The organism is Micromonospora sp. WMMD975, assembly GCF_029581215.1.
GTDB lineage: Bacteria > Actinomycetota > Actinomycetes > Mycobacteriales > Micromonosporaceae > Micromonospora.
In genome coordinates, this window is sequence record NZ_CP120739.1 from 1,502,501 (window position 1) to 1,517,430 (window position 14,930).

At 71.2% G+C, this 14,930-nt stretch carries 12 protein-coding genes and 2 rRNA genes (1 of these 14 cut by a window edge); 13 read left to right on the top strand and 1 reads right to left on the bottom strand.

What is annotated here, in order from left to right; genetic code table 11:
• The 5 genes from O7613_RS06705 to O7613_RS06725 form a co-directional block, all read left to right on the top strand.
• A 23S ribosomal RNA gene (locus O7613_RS06705) occupies nt 1–2,647 on the top strand (it extends 463 nt beyond the left edge of the window).
• Between the two features lie 75 nt (nt 2,648–2,722).
• A 5S ribosomal RNA gene (rrf, locus tag O7613_RS06710) occupies nt 2,723–2,839 on the top strand.
• Nucleotides 2,840–3,042: 203 nt separating this feature from the next.
• The gene (locus tag O7613_RS06715) at nt 3,043–4,614 is read left to right on the top strand and encodes a hypothetical protein (protein WP_282292776.1); all 1,572 of its coding nucleotides are present in this window, start codon (nt 3,043–3,045) and stop codon (nt 4,612–4,614) included.
• A complete protein-coding gene (locus O7613_RS06720) occupies nt 4,569–5,603 on the top strand; it encodes a Replicase polyprotein 1ab (protein ID WP_282292777.1) in 1,035 nt (344 codons plus the stop codon). The genes O7613_RS06715 and O7613_RS06720 overlap by 46 nt, the downstream gene beginning before the upstream one ends.
• A 29-nt stretch (nt 5,604–5,632) precedes the next feature.
• On the top strand, nt 5,633–6,670 hold the full coding sequence (locus O7613_RS06725) for an HAD-IIA family hydrolase (RefSeq protein ID WP_282294495.1): 1,038 nt from the start codon (nt 5,633–5,635) through the stop codon (nt 6,668–6,670).
• Nucleotides 6,671–6,679: 9 nt separating this feature from the next.
• On the opposite strand, the gene O7613_RS06730 is transcribed toward O7613_RS06725, so the two are convergent.
• Complete coding sequence (locus tag O7613_RS06730) at nt 6,680–7,015, bottom strand: SCP2 sterol-binding domain-containing protein (RefSeq protein ID WP_281583654.1); 336 nt, start codon at nt 7,013–7,015, stop codon at nt 6,680–6,682.
• 111 nt (nt 7,016–7,126) lie between these two features.
• Here O7613_RS06730 and O7613_RS06735 point away from each other — a divergent pair, with 111 nt between their 5' ends.
• From O7613_RS06735 to O7613_RS06770, 8 genes are all read left to right on the top strand, one after another.
• Nucleotides 7,127–7,741, top strand: a complete 615-nt coding sequence (locus tag O7613_RS06735; RefSeq protein WP_282292778.1) for a hypothetical protein — start codon at nt 7,127–7,129, stop codon at nt 7,739–7,741.
• The gene (locus O7613_RS06740; RefSeq protein WP_281583652.1) at nt 7,738–7,968 is read left to right on the top strand and encodes a hypothetical protein; all 231 of its coding nucleotides are present in this window, start codon (nt 7,738–7,740) and stop codon (nt 7,966–7,968) included. The genes O7613_RS06735 and O7613_RS06740 overlap by 4 nt, the downstream gene beginning before the upstream one ends.
• 25 nt (nt 7,969–7,993) lie before the next feature.
• Nucleotides 7,994–8,842 (top strand): TlyA family RNA methyltransferase, encoded by an 849-nt coding sequence (locus tag O7613_RS06745; RefSeq protein ID WP_282292779.1) that lies wholly within the window; start codon nt 7,994–7,996, stop codon nt 8,840–8,842.
• Complete coding sequence (locus O7613_RS06750) at nt 8,839–9,723, top strand: NAD kinase (RefSeq protein WP_281583650.1); 885 nt, start codon at nt 8,839–8,841, stop codon at nt 9,721–9,723. The genes O7613_RS06745 and O7613_RS06750 overlap by 4 nt, the downstream gene beginning before the upstream one ends.
• 256 nt (nt 9,724–9,979) lie before the next feature.
• Nucleotides 9,980–11,737 (top strand): DNA repair protein RecN, encoded by a 1,758-nt coding sequence (recN, locus tag O7613_RS06755; protein ID WP_282292783.1) that lies wholly within the window; start codon nt 9,980–9,982, stop codon nt 11,735–11,737.
• 118 nt (nt 11,738–11,855) lie between these two features.
• Complete coding sequence (steA, locus tag O7613_RS06760) at nt 11,856–13,034, top strand: putative cytokinetic ring protein SteA (RefSeq protein WP_281583648.1); 1,179 nt, start codon at nt 11,856–11,858, stop codon at nt 13,032–13,034.
• A gap of 27 nt (nt 13,035–13,061) precedes the next feature.
• Nucleotides 13,062–14,003, top strand: coding sequence for a copper transporter (locus tag O7613_RS06765; protein ID WP_282292786.1), 942 nt, complete (start codon nt 13,062–13,064; stop codon nt 14,001–14,003).
• A 62-nt stretch (nt 14,004–14,065) separates the two neighbouring features.
• Nucleotides 14,066–14,929: a hypothetical protein gene (locus O7613_RS06770; protein WP_282292788.1), complete on the top strand. Its 864-nt coding sequence runs from the start codon at nt 14,066–14,068 to the stop codon at nt 14,927–14,929.
• Nucleotide 14,930 lies beyond the last annotated feature (1 nt).

Here is a 14,930-nt window from a genome sequence, read left to right on the forward strand (position 1 = left end):
GGCGGACTCCTGAAATCTGCCGTGAATCTGCCAGGACCACCTGGTAAGCCTAAATACTTCCTGGTGACCGATAGCGGACGAGTACCGTGAGGGAATGGTGAAAAGTACCCCGGGAGGGGAGTGAAATAGTACCTGAAACCGTTCGCCTACAATCCGTCGGAGCCTTACGGGGTGACGGCGTGCCTTTTGAAGAATGAGCCTGCGAGTTAGTGGCATGTGGCGAGGTTAACCCGTGTGGGGGAGCCGTAGCGAAAGCGAGTCTGAATAGGGCGTTTTTTAGTCGCATGCTCTAGACCCGAAGCGGAGTGATCTAGCCATGGGCAGGCTGAAGCGCGGGTAAGACCGCGTGGAGGGCCGAACCCACCAACGTTGAAAAGTTGGGGGATGACCTGTGGTTAGGGGTGAAAGGCCAATCAAACTCCGTGATAGCTGGTTCTCCCCGAAATGCATTTAGGTGCAGCGTCGCGTGTTTCTTGCCGGAGGTAGAGCACTGGATGGTCTAGGGGGCCCACAAGCTTACCGAAATCAGCCAAACTCCGAATGCCGGTAAGTGAGAGCGCGGCAGTGAGACTGCGGGGGATAAGCTTCGTAGTCGAGAGGGAAACAGCCCAGATCACCAGCTAAGGCCCCTAAGCGTGTGCTAAGTGGAAAAGGATGTGGGGTCGCATAGACAACCAGGAGGTTGGCTTAGAAGCAGCCACCCTTTAAAGAGTGCGTAATAGCTCACTGGTCAAGTGGTTCCGCGCCGACAATGTAGCGGGGCTCAAGCACACCGCCGAAGCTGTGGCATTCACATTTCAACCTCGTCTGGTCTTGATATCAGGTGCAGGTGTGTGGATGGGTAGGGGAGCGTCGTGCCGGGGGTGAAGCGACGGGGTGACCTAGTTGTGGACACGGCACGAGTGAGAATGCAGGCATGAGTAGCGAAAGAAGGGTGAGAAACCCTTCCGCCGGATGACCAAGGGTTCCAGGGCCAGGCTAATCCGCCCTGGGTGAGTCGGGACCTAAGGCGAGGCCGAGAGGCGTAGTCGATGGACAACGGGTTGATATTCCCGTACCCGCGAAAGAGCGTCCCTGATGAACCTCGTTGTGCTAACCACCCGAACTGCGTGATGTCTTCGGACGGATTGTGGGGAGCGTGGGAACCTGGCGGGTAGTAGTCAAGCGATGGGGTGACGCAGGAAGGTAGCTGATCCCGGCCGGTGGTTGTGCCGGGGTAAGCGTGTAGGCCGTGTCGTAGGTAAATCCGCGGCGCATGTAGGCTGAGACGTGATGCCGAGCCGATTCAGGTGAAGTCAGTGATCCTATGCTGCCGAGAAAAGCCTCTAGCGAGTTCTGAGCGGCCCGTACCCCAAACCGACACAGGTGGTCAGGTAGAGAATACCGAGGCGATCGGGCGAACTGTGGTTAAGGAACTCGGCAAATTGCCCCCGTAACTTAGGGAGAAGGGGGGCCGGAGACGTGAAGCCCCGCGCGGGTGGAGCGTTGTATGGCCGCAGAGAGCAGGGGGAAGCGACTGTTTACTAAAAACACAGGTCCATGCGAAGAAGTAATTCGATGTATATGGACTGACGCCTGCCCGGTGCTGGAACGTTAAGGGGACCTGTTAGCTCTTCGGGGCGAAGCGGAGAACTTAAGCGCCAGTAAACGGCGGTGGTAACTATAACCATCCTAAGGTAGCGAAATTCCTTGTCGGGTAAGTTCCGACCTGCACGAATGGCGTAACGACTTCCCCACTGTCTCAACCACAGGCCCGGCGAAATTGCATTACGAGTAAAGATGCTCGTTACGCGCGGCAGGACGGAAAGACCCCGGGACCTTTACTATAGCTTGACATTGGTATCTGAATTAGCTTGTGTAGGATAGGTGGGAGCCGGTGAAGTCTATACGCCAGTATAGGTGGAGGCAATCTTGAAATACCACTCTGGTTGATTTGGGTATCTAACTTCGGACCGTTATCCGGTTCAGGGACAGTGTCTGGTGGGTAGTTTAACTGGGGCGGTTGCCTCCTAAAGGGTAACGGAGGCGCCCAAAGGTTCCCTCAGCCTGGTTGGCAATCAGGTGTTGAGTGCAAGTGCACAAGGGAGCTTGACTGTGAGACTGACAGGTCGAGCAGGGACGAAAGTCGGGACTAGTGATCCGGCACTGGCATGTGGAAGCGGTGTCGCTCAACGGATAAAAGGTACCCCGGGGATAACAGGCTGATCTTCCCCAAGAGTCCATATCGACGGGATGGTTTGGCACCTCGATGTCGGCTCGTCGCATCCTGGGGCTGTAGCAGGTCCCAAGGGTTGGGCTGTTCGCCCATTAAAGCGGTACGCGAGCTGGGTTTAGAACGTCGTGAGACAGTTCGGTCCCTATCCGCCGTGCGCGTAGGATACTTGAGAAGGGCTGTCCCTAGTACGAGAGGACCGGGACGGACGAACCTCTGGTGTGCCAGTTGTCCCGCCAGGGGCACGGCTGGTTAGCTACGTTCGGAAGGGATAACCGCTGAAAGCATCTAAGCGGGAAGCTCGCTTCAAGATGAGGTATCCCACCCACTTTGTGGGGTAAGGCCCCCAGCTAGACGACTGGGTTGATAGGCCGGAAATGTAAGCCCGGTAACGGGTTCAGTTGACCGGTACTAATAGGCCGAGGACTTGACTACCAAGCTGCTACGCGTCCACTGTGCAACTCTGAACAAACACCACCCGCCAGGGGTTGGTTGACATGTTCATAGAGTTACGGCGGTCATGGCGGAGGGGAAACGCCCGGTAACATTCCGAACCCGGAAGCTAAGCCCTCCAGCGCCGATGGTACTGCACTCGGGAGGGTGTGGGAGAGTAGGACACCGCCGGACAAATCTTCAGTCGAGGGCCGCCCCTGCCAGGGTCGGCCCTCGACTGCGTTAGCGTTCTGGCGGAAACGCCATCAGGAAGGATGCACCTGTGAGCTCTGGACCGCAGGGCGGGGACCGCCCCCGTCGCTACGAGGATCGCGCCGATCGTGGGCAGGGGCGCGGCGACGCCCGCCGCGACGATCGGCCCTCGTACCGGGGCGGCCGTGACGACCGCGCCGGTGGCGGGCGAGGCGGCGACCGGCGTGAGGGTGGCTACGGCCGGGACGGTCGCTCCGGTGGTGCGCCGGGCGGTGACCGGCGCGAGGGTGGTTTCCGTGGTGGCGACCGCGAGGGCGGCTTCCGTGGCGGCGACCGTCGTGAGGGTGGTTACGGCCGGGAGAACCGCCCCGGTGGCGACCGTCGTGAGGGTGGTTACGGCCGGGACAGCCGCTCCGGTGGTGACCGCCGTGAGGGCGGTTTCCGTGGTGGCGACCGCGACGGTGGTTTCCGTGGCGGTGACCGTCGTGAGGGTGGCTACAGCCGGGACAGCCGCCCCGGCGGTGACCGCGATGGTGGCCTCCGTGGTGGTGACCGTCGTGAGGGTGGTTACGGCCGGGACAGCCGCTCCGGTGGTGACCGTCGCGAGGGTGGTTTCCGTGGTGGCGACCGCGACGGTGGTCTCCGTGGCGGCGATCGTCGTGAGGGTGGTTACGGCCGGGACAGCCGCTCCGGTGGTGACCGTCGCGAGGGTGGTTTCCGTGGTGGCGACCGCGACGGTGGTTTCCGTGGCGGCGATCGTCGTGAGGGTGGTTACGGCCGGGACAGCCGCTCCGGTGGTGACCGTCGCGAGGGTGGTTTCCGTGGTGGCGACCGCGACGGTGGTTTCCGTGGCGGCGATCGTCGTGAGGGTGGCTTCCGTGGTGGTGACCGTGAGGGCGGTTACAGCCGGGACAGTCGCTCCGGTGGCGCGCCTGGCGGTGACCGGCGCGAGGGCGGTTTCCGTGGTGGCGACCGTCGTGAAGGTTTCCGTGGTGGCGACCGTGAGGGCGGTTTCCGTGGTGGTGAGCGTCGCGACGGTGGTTACAGCCGGGACAGTCGCTCGGGTGGCGCGCCTGGCGGTGACCGGCGCGACGGTGGATTCCGTGGTGGTGAGCGCCGTGAGGGCGGCTTCCGTGGTGGTGAGCGCCGTGAAGGCGGCTTCCGTGGTGGTGAGCGCCCTGAGGGCGGTTACCGCCGGGACAACCAGCCCGGCGGTGACCGTCGCGAGGGTGGCTACAGCCGGCCCGGTGGCGCCCCTGGTGCTGACCGGCGCGAGGGCGGGTTCCGTGGTGGCGACCGTCAGGGCGGTTTCCGTGGTGGTGACCGCGACGGTGGTTTCCGTGGCGGCGATCGTCGTGAGGGTGGCTACGGCCGGGACAACCGCTCCGGCGGCGACCGTGGCGCGGGCTCGCGTGGTGGTGACCGTCGCGACGGATACGCCGGTGGTGACCGTCGCGAGGGTGGTTTCCGTCGGGATGACCGCGAGGGTGGCTACCGGGGTGGGCGTGCCGAGCGGGGCGGGGAACGCCGTGGTTACGGCGACCGGCCGGATCGGGACGAGCACCGCTCGGGCAGTTATGGTCCGCAGCGTGAGCGTCGGGACGAGCGCGGCGAGGGGCGTACCGGCGAGGCGCCGGAACTGCCGGACGAGGTGGTCGCGAGCGACCTCGACTCGCCCGTCCGGGCCGAGTTGCTCTCGCTCGCGAAGCCGGTGGCGGATACCGTCGCCCGACACCTCGTCGCGACCGGTCTGCTGATCGACGACGATCCCGCGCTGGCGCTGGCGCACGCCATGGCGGCCCGCCGGCTCGCCTCCCGGATCGCTGCGGTACGGGAAGCGGTCGGGTTGGCCGCGTACCACGCGGGGGAGTGGCAGACGGCCATCGCCGAACTCCGGACTTTCCACCGGATGACCGGCCTGCAGATCCACCTGGCAGTCCTGGCCGACTGCGAGCGGGCCCTGGGCCGGCCGGAACGGGCGATCGACCTGTTCCGCGGCGCGGACCGGGAGAAGCTCGACCAGGCTGTCGCCATCGAGTTGCTGATCGTGGCCGCCGGCGCGCGGGGCGACCTCGGGCAGAAGGACGCGGCCGTGGCGATGCTCCAGGTGCGCGAGCTGACCGCCGAGTCGTCCGAGCCGTGGGCGGCGAGGCTGCGCTACGCGTACGCGGACGGGCTGCTCGCGGTGGGCCGGCGCGAGGAGGCGCGGGAGTGGTTCTCTCGGGCCGCCGACATCGACTCCGAGGGCGAGACCGACGCGGCCGAACGGCTGCTGGAGCTCGACGGTGTGGTCATCGAGGGCGACGACGAGGACGACGAGCCGGACGCTGAGGTGGACGGCCCGCACTCCTCGGCCGACACCGACACCGAAACCGACACCGACGGCGACCTCGACGGCGACGATGAGGGCGACGACCTCGACGACGAGGACTCGGATCGTGACGGTGACCTCCCGCAGGGCGCCGACCGCGCTGACACGGCGGGCGCTGTCGACCGCGCTGACACGGCGGGTGCCGTCGGGGGCGCCGGTGACGCGGCCCAGGCCGGGTACCGGGACCGCGACGCCGGAGACCTGGGCGACGACGAGTTGACCGACACCGAGGCCGGCTCGCTCGCCACCACCGCCGCATCGACCGACCCGACGCGGGACCGACCGGCGCCCGCTGACGCCGGCGACGCAAAGGCTGACGACACCCAGGCCCGTGACACCCAGGCCGACGGGGACGAGGCGGCGGGTCGCCGGTGACCGGGCAGGCCGGGGAAACCGGCTCGGACATGATCTCGGCCCGATCCGATCGCGACCGGGCGGGTGGGCGGCTTGTCGACGCGTACACTCTGGTCGTTTTCGACCTGGACGGGGTCATCTACCTGATCGACCGGCCCATTCCCGGTGCGGTCGAGGCGGTCGGCCGGCTGCGCGACGAGGGACGGGCGGTCGCGTACGCCACGAACAACGCCTCCCGCCGCTCCAGCGAGGTGGCCGACCTGCTCACCGGCATGGGCGTGCCGGCCGAGCCGGCGGAGGTGCTCACCTCGGCGGGCGCCACCGCCGAGCTGCTCGCCGACCGGCTGCCGGCCGGCGCGCCGGTGCTCGTGGTCGGCGCGGAGGCGTTGCGGGCGGAGTTGCGCGCGGTGGGCCTGCGGCCGGTGTCGACGGCCGAGGAGGAGCCCGCCGCGGTGGCCCAGGGCTACGGGCCGCAGGTCGGTTGGTCCGACCTGGCCGAGGCGTCGCTGGCGGTGCGGGCCGGCGCGCCCTGGTACGCCACGAACACCGACCGTACGCTGCCGAGCCCGCGTGGGCCGCTGCCGGGCAACGGCTCGTTGGTGGCGGTGCTGCGTACCGCGCTCGACCGGGACCCCGACGTGGTGGTGGGCAAGCCGGAGCCGGCGCTGTTCGCCACCGCCGCCCGTCGCGCCGGCGCCGGGCGCGCACTGGTCGTGGGTGACCGGTTGGACACCGACATCGAGGGTGCCCGCCGGGCCGGGTTGGACAGCCTGCTGGTGCTCACCGGTGTCAGCGACGCGGCCGAGTTGCTGGCCGCGCCCGAGCCGCGCCGGCCGGCGTACGTCTCAATCGATTTGACCGGGCTGTTCGATTCGGAGGCCGTGGTGGCGGTGCCGGGCGGTGCGGAGACCGGCGGCTGGTCGGTGACGGAGGCCGGCGGTGAGCTGGTGCTCGACGGCGCGGGACGGACGCTGGACGCGCTCGCGGCGCTCTGCGCGGTGGCCTGGTCGACGCCGGCCGGCCCGCGGGTGCGGGCCGGGTCCCCGGCGGCGGCGGAGGCGCTCACCGCGCTCGGCCTCGACGGCTGAGCGGACGCCTCAGAGCAGTTTGCGGAGCTTCATCAGGTCGAACGGGTTCGCCTTGACGGAGACCCGTCGGGCGGCCACCGCGGACATGATGTCGAGCTTGCCGTGCACCAGGGCGACCAGGTCGTCGCTGCCGGCGCTCAGCGCGATCTTGGCCTTGGGGTCGTCGCCGTCGGTCAGGCCGACCAGCCGGCCGCCTTCGAGCCGTCCGTGGAAGGCGGTGTCCAGGTCGGTGATCCGGCAGGCCAGGGTGCGGTCGAGGTCGATGCGCCCCTGCGCCTCGACGTGCCGGTCCAGCCGGTCGACCAGGTCCTGCAACGCCTGCCGGCAGTCGTCCACGCTGGCCACATCGTCTCCTCACCACGAGCCACACCGTTGCGGGCACCGTACCGCAACGGTGTGTCCCAGGCGCCCGGTAGCGTGGCACCTGCACACCTCGCCCCGCGGAAGGACTCAGGCATGCAGGACGCGTGGCGCGCCTACCTCGAGCTGGCCATGGGCCTGACGGAGGCGCCCCGGAAGAAGGCGCAGGGCGTGGTGAAGCGTGCCGTCGGTCAGAGTGGCGCCACCGCCGTCGCGCTCCAGTCGCTCGCCGAGGAGCTGGTCGCCACCGGCCTGGCCAACCGGGAGGCGTTGACCAAGTTGGTCCGCTTCGAGGTCGACCGGGCGTTGGGCGCGGTCGGCCTGGCCACCGCGGACGAGGTCGCCGAGCTGACCCGTCGGGTGCACGACCTGGAGCGGCAACTGCGCGAGGCGCGGGCGATCCCCGAGTCGGCGACGCCCGCCTCCGGGCCCGAGCCGACCACCGAGCCGACCACCGGGCCGTCCGTCGCCGGGCCGACCACGTCGTCCGCCGCCGGTCCGGACGCCGCGTCGCCGTCGGACGCCGCGTCGCCGTCGAAGGCGTCGCCGTCGAACGCGGTGGCGAAGAAGGCGGTGGCGAAGAAGGCGGTGGCCAAGAAGACGGTCGCGCGCAAGCCCCCGGCGACGGTGGCGCGCACGCCGGCCGGCGGGACACCGGCCGCGCCCCGGGCGGCGCGGAAGGCCGCCGGTCCCCGGACGGCCGGCTCGTGAGCGCGCCCTACCGGCCCGGGCCGCCGCCGGGGCCGCGTCCCGGGCCACCCCCGGGGGTACGCTCCGCGCCGGTCGAGGAGGTCGGCGAGGCGCGACATCCGGCGGTGGACGCCGCGGTGCGGGGCATGGCCAACGCCGAGGCGCTCGCCCCGGCCGACCAGATCGCCCAGTACGAGGCGGCGTACGAGACGCTGCGCGAGACCCTCGCCACCATCGACCAGGCGTGAGCAGAGGCGGAGAACGGACACACTGATGGCTCGTCGTATCCGGCTGGACGCCGAACTCGTCCGGCGGGGCCTGGCCCGCTCCCGGGAGCAGGCCGCCGCGCTGGTGGCCGACGGTCGCGTCCGGGTGCGCGGAGTGGTCGCCGGCAAACCGGCGGCCATGGTCGACCCGGCCGACCCGCTGCTGGTGACCGGCGCCGACCCGACCACCGACTACGTCTCCCGGGGCGGCCACAAGCTGGCCGGCGCGCTCGCCGCGTTCGGGCCGGGCGGGCTGGCCGTGACCGGCCGGAGGTGCCTGGACGCGGGCGCCTCCACCGGCGGTTTCACCGACGTGCTGCTGCGCGCCGGCGCGGCCGAGGTGGTGGCCGTCGACGTCGGGTACGGGCAGCTCGCCTGGCCGCTGCGCAACGACGGACGGGTCCGGGTCTTCGAGCGCACCAATGTGCGTACCCTCACGCCGGAGGCGATCGGCGGCCCGGTCGACCTGACGGTGGCCGACCTGTCGTTCATCTCGCTGCGCCTGGTGCTGCCCGCGCTGGCCGGCTGCACCGCAGCCGACGGCGACCTGGCGCTGATGGTCAAGCCGCAGTTCGAGGTGGGCAAGGAGCGGGTCGGCGCCGGTGGTGTGGTGCGCGACCCGGCGCTGCGCGCCGAGGCGGTGCTCGACGTGGCCGCCGCCGCCGCGGGCCTCGGCCTCGGCCTGGCCGACGTGGCGGCCAGCCCGTTGCCGGGGCCGAGCGGCAACGTCGAGTTCTTCGTATGGTTGCGCCGGGGTGCGCCGGCCGCCGAGCCCGACCGGGTACGCGCGGTGGTGGCCGCGGGTCCGCAGGGTGCCGCCGCGACGGCGGCCACGACCGAGGAGGTGTCCGGGTGAGTCGCACCGCGCTGCTGGTGACGCACACCGGTCGTCGACGCAGCACCGAGCACGCCCGGGCGGTGGCCGCCGACCTGATCTCGAACGGCTTCGAGGTGCGGGTGGTGGCCGAGGAGGCCGACGACCTCGACCTGCCCGGCGTGGTGCCGGTGACCGGCCCGGAGGCGGCCGAGGGCGCCGAGATCGTCTTCGCGCTCGGCGGGGACGGCACGTTCCTGCGCGCCGCCGAGCTGGCCCGCCCGGCCAAGGCGCCGCTGCTCGGTATCAACCTGGGCAAGGTCGGCTTCCTGGCCGAGGCGGAGATCAACGACCTGGACACCGCGGTGCGCGACGTGATCGGGCGCAACTACACCGTGGACGAACGCCTCACCCTCGACGTGACCGCCGAGTTCGACGGCGGGCCGACCATCGAGTCGTGGGCGCTCAACGAGATCAGTGTGGAGAAGGGCGAACGCGCCCAGATGCTGGAGCTGCTCGTCGACGTGGATGGCCGGCCGCTGTCCCGGTACGGCTGCGACGGGGTGGTCTGCGCGACCCCGACGGGCTCCACCGCGTACGCCTTCTCCGGCGGGGGGCCGGTGGTCTGGCCGGAGGTGGAGGCGCTGTTGCTGGTGCCGATCAGCGCGCACGCGCTGTTCAGCCGGCCGCTGGTCACGGCGCCGACCTCCACGTTCGTCATCACCGTCGACCCGTTCACCACGCTCGCGGTGCTGTGCTGCGACGGCCGGCGGGTCTACGACCTGCCGCCGGGCGCCCGGGTCACGGTGCGCCGGGGCGCGTTGCCGGTGCGGATCGTCCGGCTGCGGGCGCGCCCGTTCACCGACCGGCTGGTGGCCAAGTTCGACCTACCCGTGCAGGGCTGGCGCGGCAGCCGCCGCTGACCGGCCGATCAGGACCGTCCGGCTCGGCCGGCGCGCGCGATACGGTGGGGCCACGCGGGCCGTGCTGAGGTGAGCCCGGGGGAGCGGTGGTGAGGCCCACCGCTCCCCCGGGTGCGCGGCCCGGCGGTCGCGGCCCGATCAGGGGGTGGTCGGGCTCGCGACGGTCGGGGTGCCGGACACACCATCCGGCACCCCGCCCGCACCCGCACCGTGCCGGCTGGTCAACTGTCACCCGGCGGGGCTACTGTCGGGTGCTGTGCTGGAAGAGCTGCGCATCACCGGACTGGGCGTCATCGAGGACACCACGCTGCCGCTGGCCGGGGGGATGAATGTCATCACCGGCGAGACCGGCGCCGGCAAGACCATGGTGGTGACCGGCCTCGGCCTGCTCTTCGGCGGCCGGGCCGACGCCGGCCGGGTGCGGGCCCAGCCGGGCCGGGCGGTGGTGGAGGGGCGGCTGCGGCTGCGCGGCCGGGTGGCCGAGGCGGTGCACGCCCGCATCATCGACGCCGGTGGCGAGCCCGACGAGGACGGTTCGCTGCTGCTCAGCCGCACCGTCACGGTCGAGGGTCGGTCCCGGGCGCACCTGGGCGGGCGCGGCATGCCGGTGGCGACGCTCGGCGAGGTCGGCGAGCAGGTGCTTGCCGTGCACGGCCAGTCCGACCAGTTGCGCCTGTTGCGGCCGGCCGAGCAGCGGGGCGCGCTCGACCGGTTCGCCGGCCCGGAGCACGAGAAGCTGCTCGACGCGCTGCGCGAGACGTACGGGCGGTGGCGGACGGTGGTGGACGACCTGGCCGACCGGCGGCGCAACGCCCGCGAGCGCAACCAGGAGGCCGACCTGCTGCGGCTCGGCCTCGACGAGATCACCCGGGTCGACCCGCAGCCGGGGGAGGACGACGAGCTGAAGGCGGAGGCGCAGCGGCTGGAGCACGCCGAGGGGCTGCGCACCGCGGCCCAGGTGGCGCAGCAGTGCGTGGCCGGCGGCGTGGAGGCGACCGACGACACGCCCGACGCGACCGTGTTGCTCGGCACCGCCCGGCGCACGCTCGAGGCGCAGGCCGGCACCGATCCGGCGCTCGCCGACCTGGCGGCGCGGCTGGAGGAGGCCGCCACGCTCGTCACCGACGTGGCCGCCGAGCTGTCCACCTATCTGACCGCGCTGGACGCCGACCCGGCCCGCCTCCAGACGATCTACGAGCGGCGGGCCGCGCTGCGCGCGCTCACCCGCAAGTACGCCGACGACGTGGACGGCGTGGTGGCGTGGGCCGAGCGGGCCCGCACCCGGCTGTCCGATCTGGACAACTCCGACGAGTTGCTGGACGAGTTGGACCGCGAGGCGGCCCGGCTCGCCGGTGAGGTCGCCGACCTGGCCGGCCGGGTGTCCACCTCCCGGCAGGAGGCCGCCGTCCGCTTCGCCGAGCAGGTCACCGTCGAGTTGGCCGGGCTGGCCATGCCGCACGCCCGGATCGAGGTGGCGGTGCTGCCCCGGGCGGCCGGGCGGGCCGAGCCGAGCCTGCCGGTCAACGGCGTCGAGGTCGGGGTGGGCGCGGACGGCGCCGACGAGGTCGAGGTGCGTCTGCTGGCCCACCCGGGCGCGCCCGCGTTGCCGTTGCAGCGGGGCGCCTCCGGCGGTGAGCTGTCCCGGGTGATGCTCGCGATCGAGGTGGTCTTCGCCGGGTCAGGCGGTCCGCCCACGCTCGTGTTCGACGAGGTCGACGCCGGCGTCGGCGGCCAGGCCGCGGTGGAGATCGGCCGGCGGTTGGCCCGGCTGGCCCGCAGCCACCAGGTGCTCGTGGTCACCCACCTGCCGCAGGTCGCCGCGTTCGCGGACCGGCACCTGGTGGTGGCGAAGGACACCGGGGGCGCGGTGACCACGAGCGGGGTGCGGGTGGTGGAGGACACCGAGCGGTCCCGGGAGCTGGCCCGGATGCTCGCCGGTTTGCCGGACTCCGATCTGGGTATCGCCCATGCTGAGGAGCTCCTGGCCGTGGCGGCCAAGGAAAGACGCCCGTGATGCCCCGATTGTGAGCGCAAGCACACCGGGGCGCGCTCCGGTGTGCTTCCCTGGGTAGGCGGCCCTGCTCAGGCATGTCGCGACAGCAGAACCTGCCACACATGCCAGGATGGTCACGATGCGTCTACCCACACTGCGCCGGACCCGCAACGCGGAACCGGGCTCGATCCTCGGCACCGCGCGCCTCGACCGCCGGACGAAACGGCTGGTGGGCCGCCTGCGTCCGGGTGACATCGCGGTCATCGACCACGTGGACCTGGACCGGGTGGCGGCCGACTCGCTCGTCGCGGTGGGTGTGGCCGCGGTGCTCAACGCCAAGCCGTCGGTGTCCGGGCGCTATCCCAACCTGGGTCCCGAGGTGCTGGTCGCGGCCGGCATCCCGCTGCTGGACGATCTCGGCGAAGGCGTCTTCGAGCAGGTCCGCGAGGGTGACCTGGTGCGCATCGAGGGCAACACGGTCTTCGCCGGCACGGAGCCGGTGGCGCACGGCGCGTTGCAGGACGCCGAGACGGTGGCCAAGTCGATGGCCGATGCCCGGGAGGGCCTCTCGGTGCAGTTGGAGGCGTTCGCCGCCAACACGATGGACTACCTCCGGCAGGAACGCGACCTGCTGCTCGACGGCGTCGGCGTGCCGGACATCCAGACCCAGATGCGGGGCCGGCACTGCCTGATCGTGGTCCGCGGCTACGACTACAAGGCCGACCTGGACGTGCTGCGCCCGTACATCCGGGAGTTCAAGCCGGTGCTGATCGGCGTCGACGGCGGGGCCGACGCGCTGGTGGAGGCCGGCTACACCCCCGACATGATCATCGGGGACATGGACTCGGTCACCGACGACGTGCTGCGCTGCGGCGCGGAGGTGATCGTGCACGCCTACCCGGACGGGCGGGCCCCGGGCCTGGCCCGGGTCAACGGCCTGGGCGTGCCCGCGATCACCTTCCCGGCGGCGGCCACCAGCGAGGACCTGGCCATGCTGCTGGCCGACGAGAAGGGCGCCTCGCTGCTGGTGGCCGTCGGCACCCACGCCACCCTGGTGGAGTTCCTCGACAAGGGCCGGGGCGGCATGGCGTCGACGTTTCTCACCCGGTTGAAGGTGGGCGGCAAGCTTGTCGACGCCAAGGGCGTCAGCCGCCTCTACCGGCAGAGCATCTCCGGCTCCTCGGTGCTGCTGCTGGTCCTCTCGGCGGTGGCCGCGATGGCCTCCGCGGTGGCGGTCTCCACCGTCGGCAAGGCGTATTTGGGCGTGGTCTCCGAATGGTGGGACAATTTCGTGTTCCAACTCGGCCAGCTCTTCTAGCTCCCCGACGATCAAGAGGCTGCAAGCGTGATCAACTTCCGCTACCACGTGGTGTCCCTGACCGCGGTCTTCCTCGCGCTGGCGATCGGCCTGGTGGTCGGCACGGCCGCCCTCAACGGCCCGGTCGCCGACGCGCTCCGGGAGAACGTCAACGGCCTGCGCAAGGACAACTCCCTGATGCGCCAGTCGGTCAACGACATGCAGAAGCAGTTGGAGAGCGAGGAGGACTTCGCCGCCCAGATGGCGCAGGTCGTCCTGCCGGGCAAGCTGACCGACCGGCGGGTGCTGGTGCTCACCCTGCCCAACGGCCGGGACCAGGCCGAGGGCGTGCTGAAGATGCTCCAGACCGCCGGCGCCGACGTCACCGGCCGCATCGACATGCAGGACAAGTTCATCAACCCGGACAGCAACAACAACCTGCTGGAGCTGGCGGTCACCGCCGCGCGCCCGAACAGCGCCCCGGCCTCCAACCTGCCCGGCAACGGGCACGGCGTGGAGACCTCCAGCGCGTTGCTGGCCGCCGTCCTGGTGGACCGGCCCGCCGGCAGCGCGCCGGTCAGCGAGGCCGACCGGCGCAGCGTGCTGCAGCAGTACGCCACCGCCGGCTACCTCACCCCGGAGGACAAGATCTCCGGCGCCGCCGAGGCGGTGGTGCTCGTCACCGGCCAGCCGTACGTGGACAAGGACTCGGCGAAGAAGGACGAGTCGGTGGTGAAGATCGCCGAGCAGTTCGACCGGGCGGGCGCGCTCGTGGTCGCGGGCATGGGTTCCAGCGGCGGCAACCTGGTGGCCGTGGTCCGCGGCGACCCGGTGCTGTCGCAGACCATCTCCACCGTCGACAACGCCAACACCGTGCAGGGGCAGCTCGTCACCAGCCTCGCCCTCGCCGAGCAGCTCAGCGGGAAGAAGGCCGGCCAGTACGGCGTGGGCGACAACGCCGCCTCGCTGCTGCCTAAACTGCCCCAGTGACCGCGCGGGCCGGGAAGGTCCGTGCCGCGTCGCGTCGAGAGTCCGGATTCAGGAGGGGTCGCGTGAGACTGGGTCGGCTGCTGGCCGTGGGCGCGGGCGTGCTGACCGCCCGCTACGTGCTGCGGGAGGTACGCGAGTCGCCCAGCGCGCCGGCGTTGGAGCGCACCAACTACCGGGGCCGCACCGTGACCCTGGCCGCCGGCCCCGCGCTGGCCGTGGGCGCCGCGACCGCCGGGGCGCTCGGCGCCGGCAGCGCCCCGGCCGGCGCCGCCGCGCTGCTGGCCGGCGTCGGCGCGGGCGCGGTCGGGCTCTACGACGACGTGGTCGGCGCGCGCCCGGAACAGAAGGCCGCCAAGGGCTTCGCCGGGCACCTCGCCGCGCTCCGCGAGGGTCGGGTCACCGCCGGCCTGGTCAAGATCGCCGGGGTGGGCGCGGCCGGGCTGGGGGCCGCGGCGCTGCTCGCCGCCGACGCCCGGGTCGCCGCGCACCCGCGCCGGCAGCGTGCCGGCGCGTTCGGCCGTGGGCTCGACGTGCTGCTCGGCGCCGGGGTGGTGGCCGGCACCGCCAACCTGGTCAACCTGCTGGACCTGCGTCCCGGTCGGGCACTGAAGTCCGGCCTGCTGCTCGGCGCGCCGCTGTCCACCGGCCCGTACGGGGGCATCGCGGCGGGCGCGGTCGGCGCGGCGGCCGGGCTCGTCGGCGACGACCTGGACGAGCGGGTGATGCTCGGCGACAGCGGCGCCAACGCGCTCGGCGCGCTGCTCGGGGTGAGCCTCGCGGCGCGTACCGGGCCGCTCGGGCGGGCCGGTACGCTGGCCGTGCTCGCCGCGCTCACCGCGGCCAGCGAGAAGGTCAGCTTCACCCAGGTCATCCAGCGGACCCCCGGACTGCGGCACCTCGACGAGCTGGGCCGGCTCGCCGACTGAC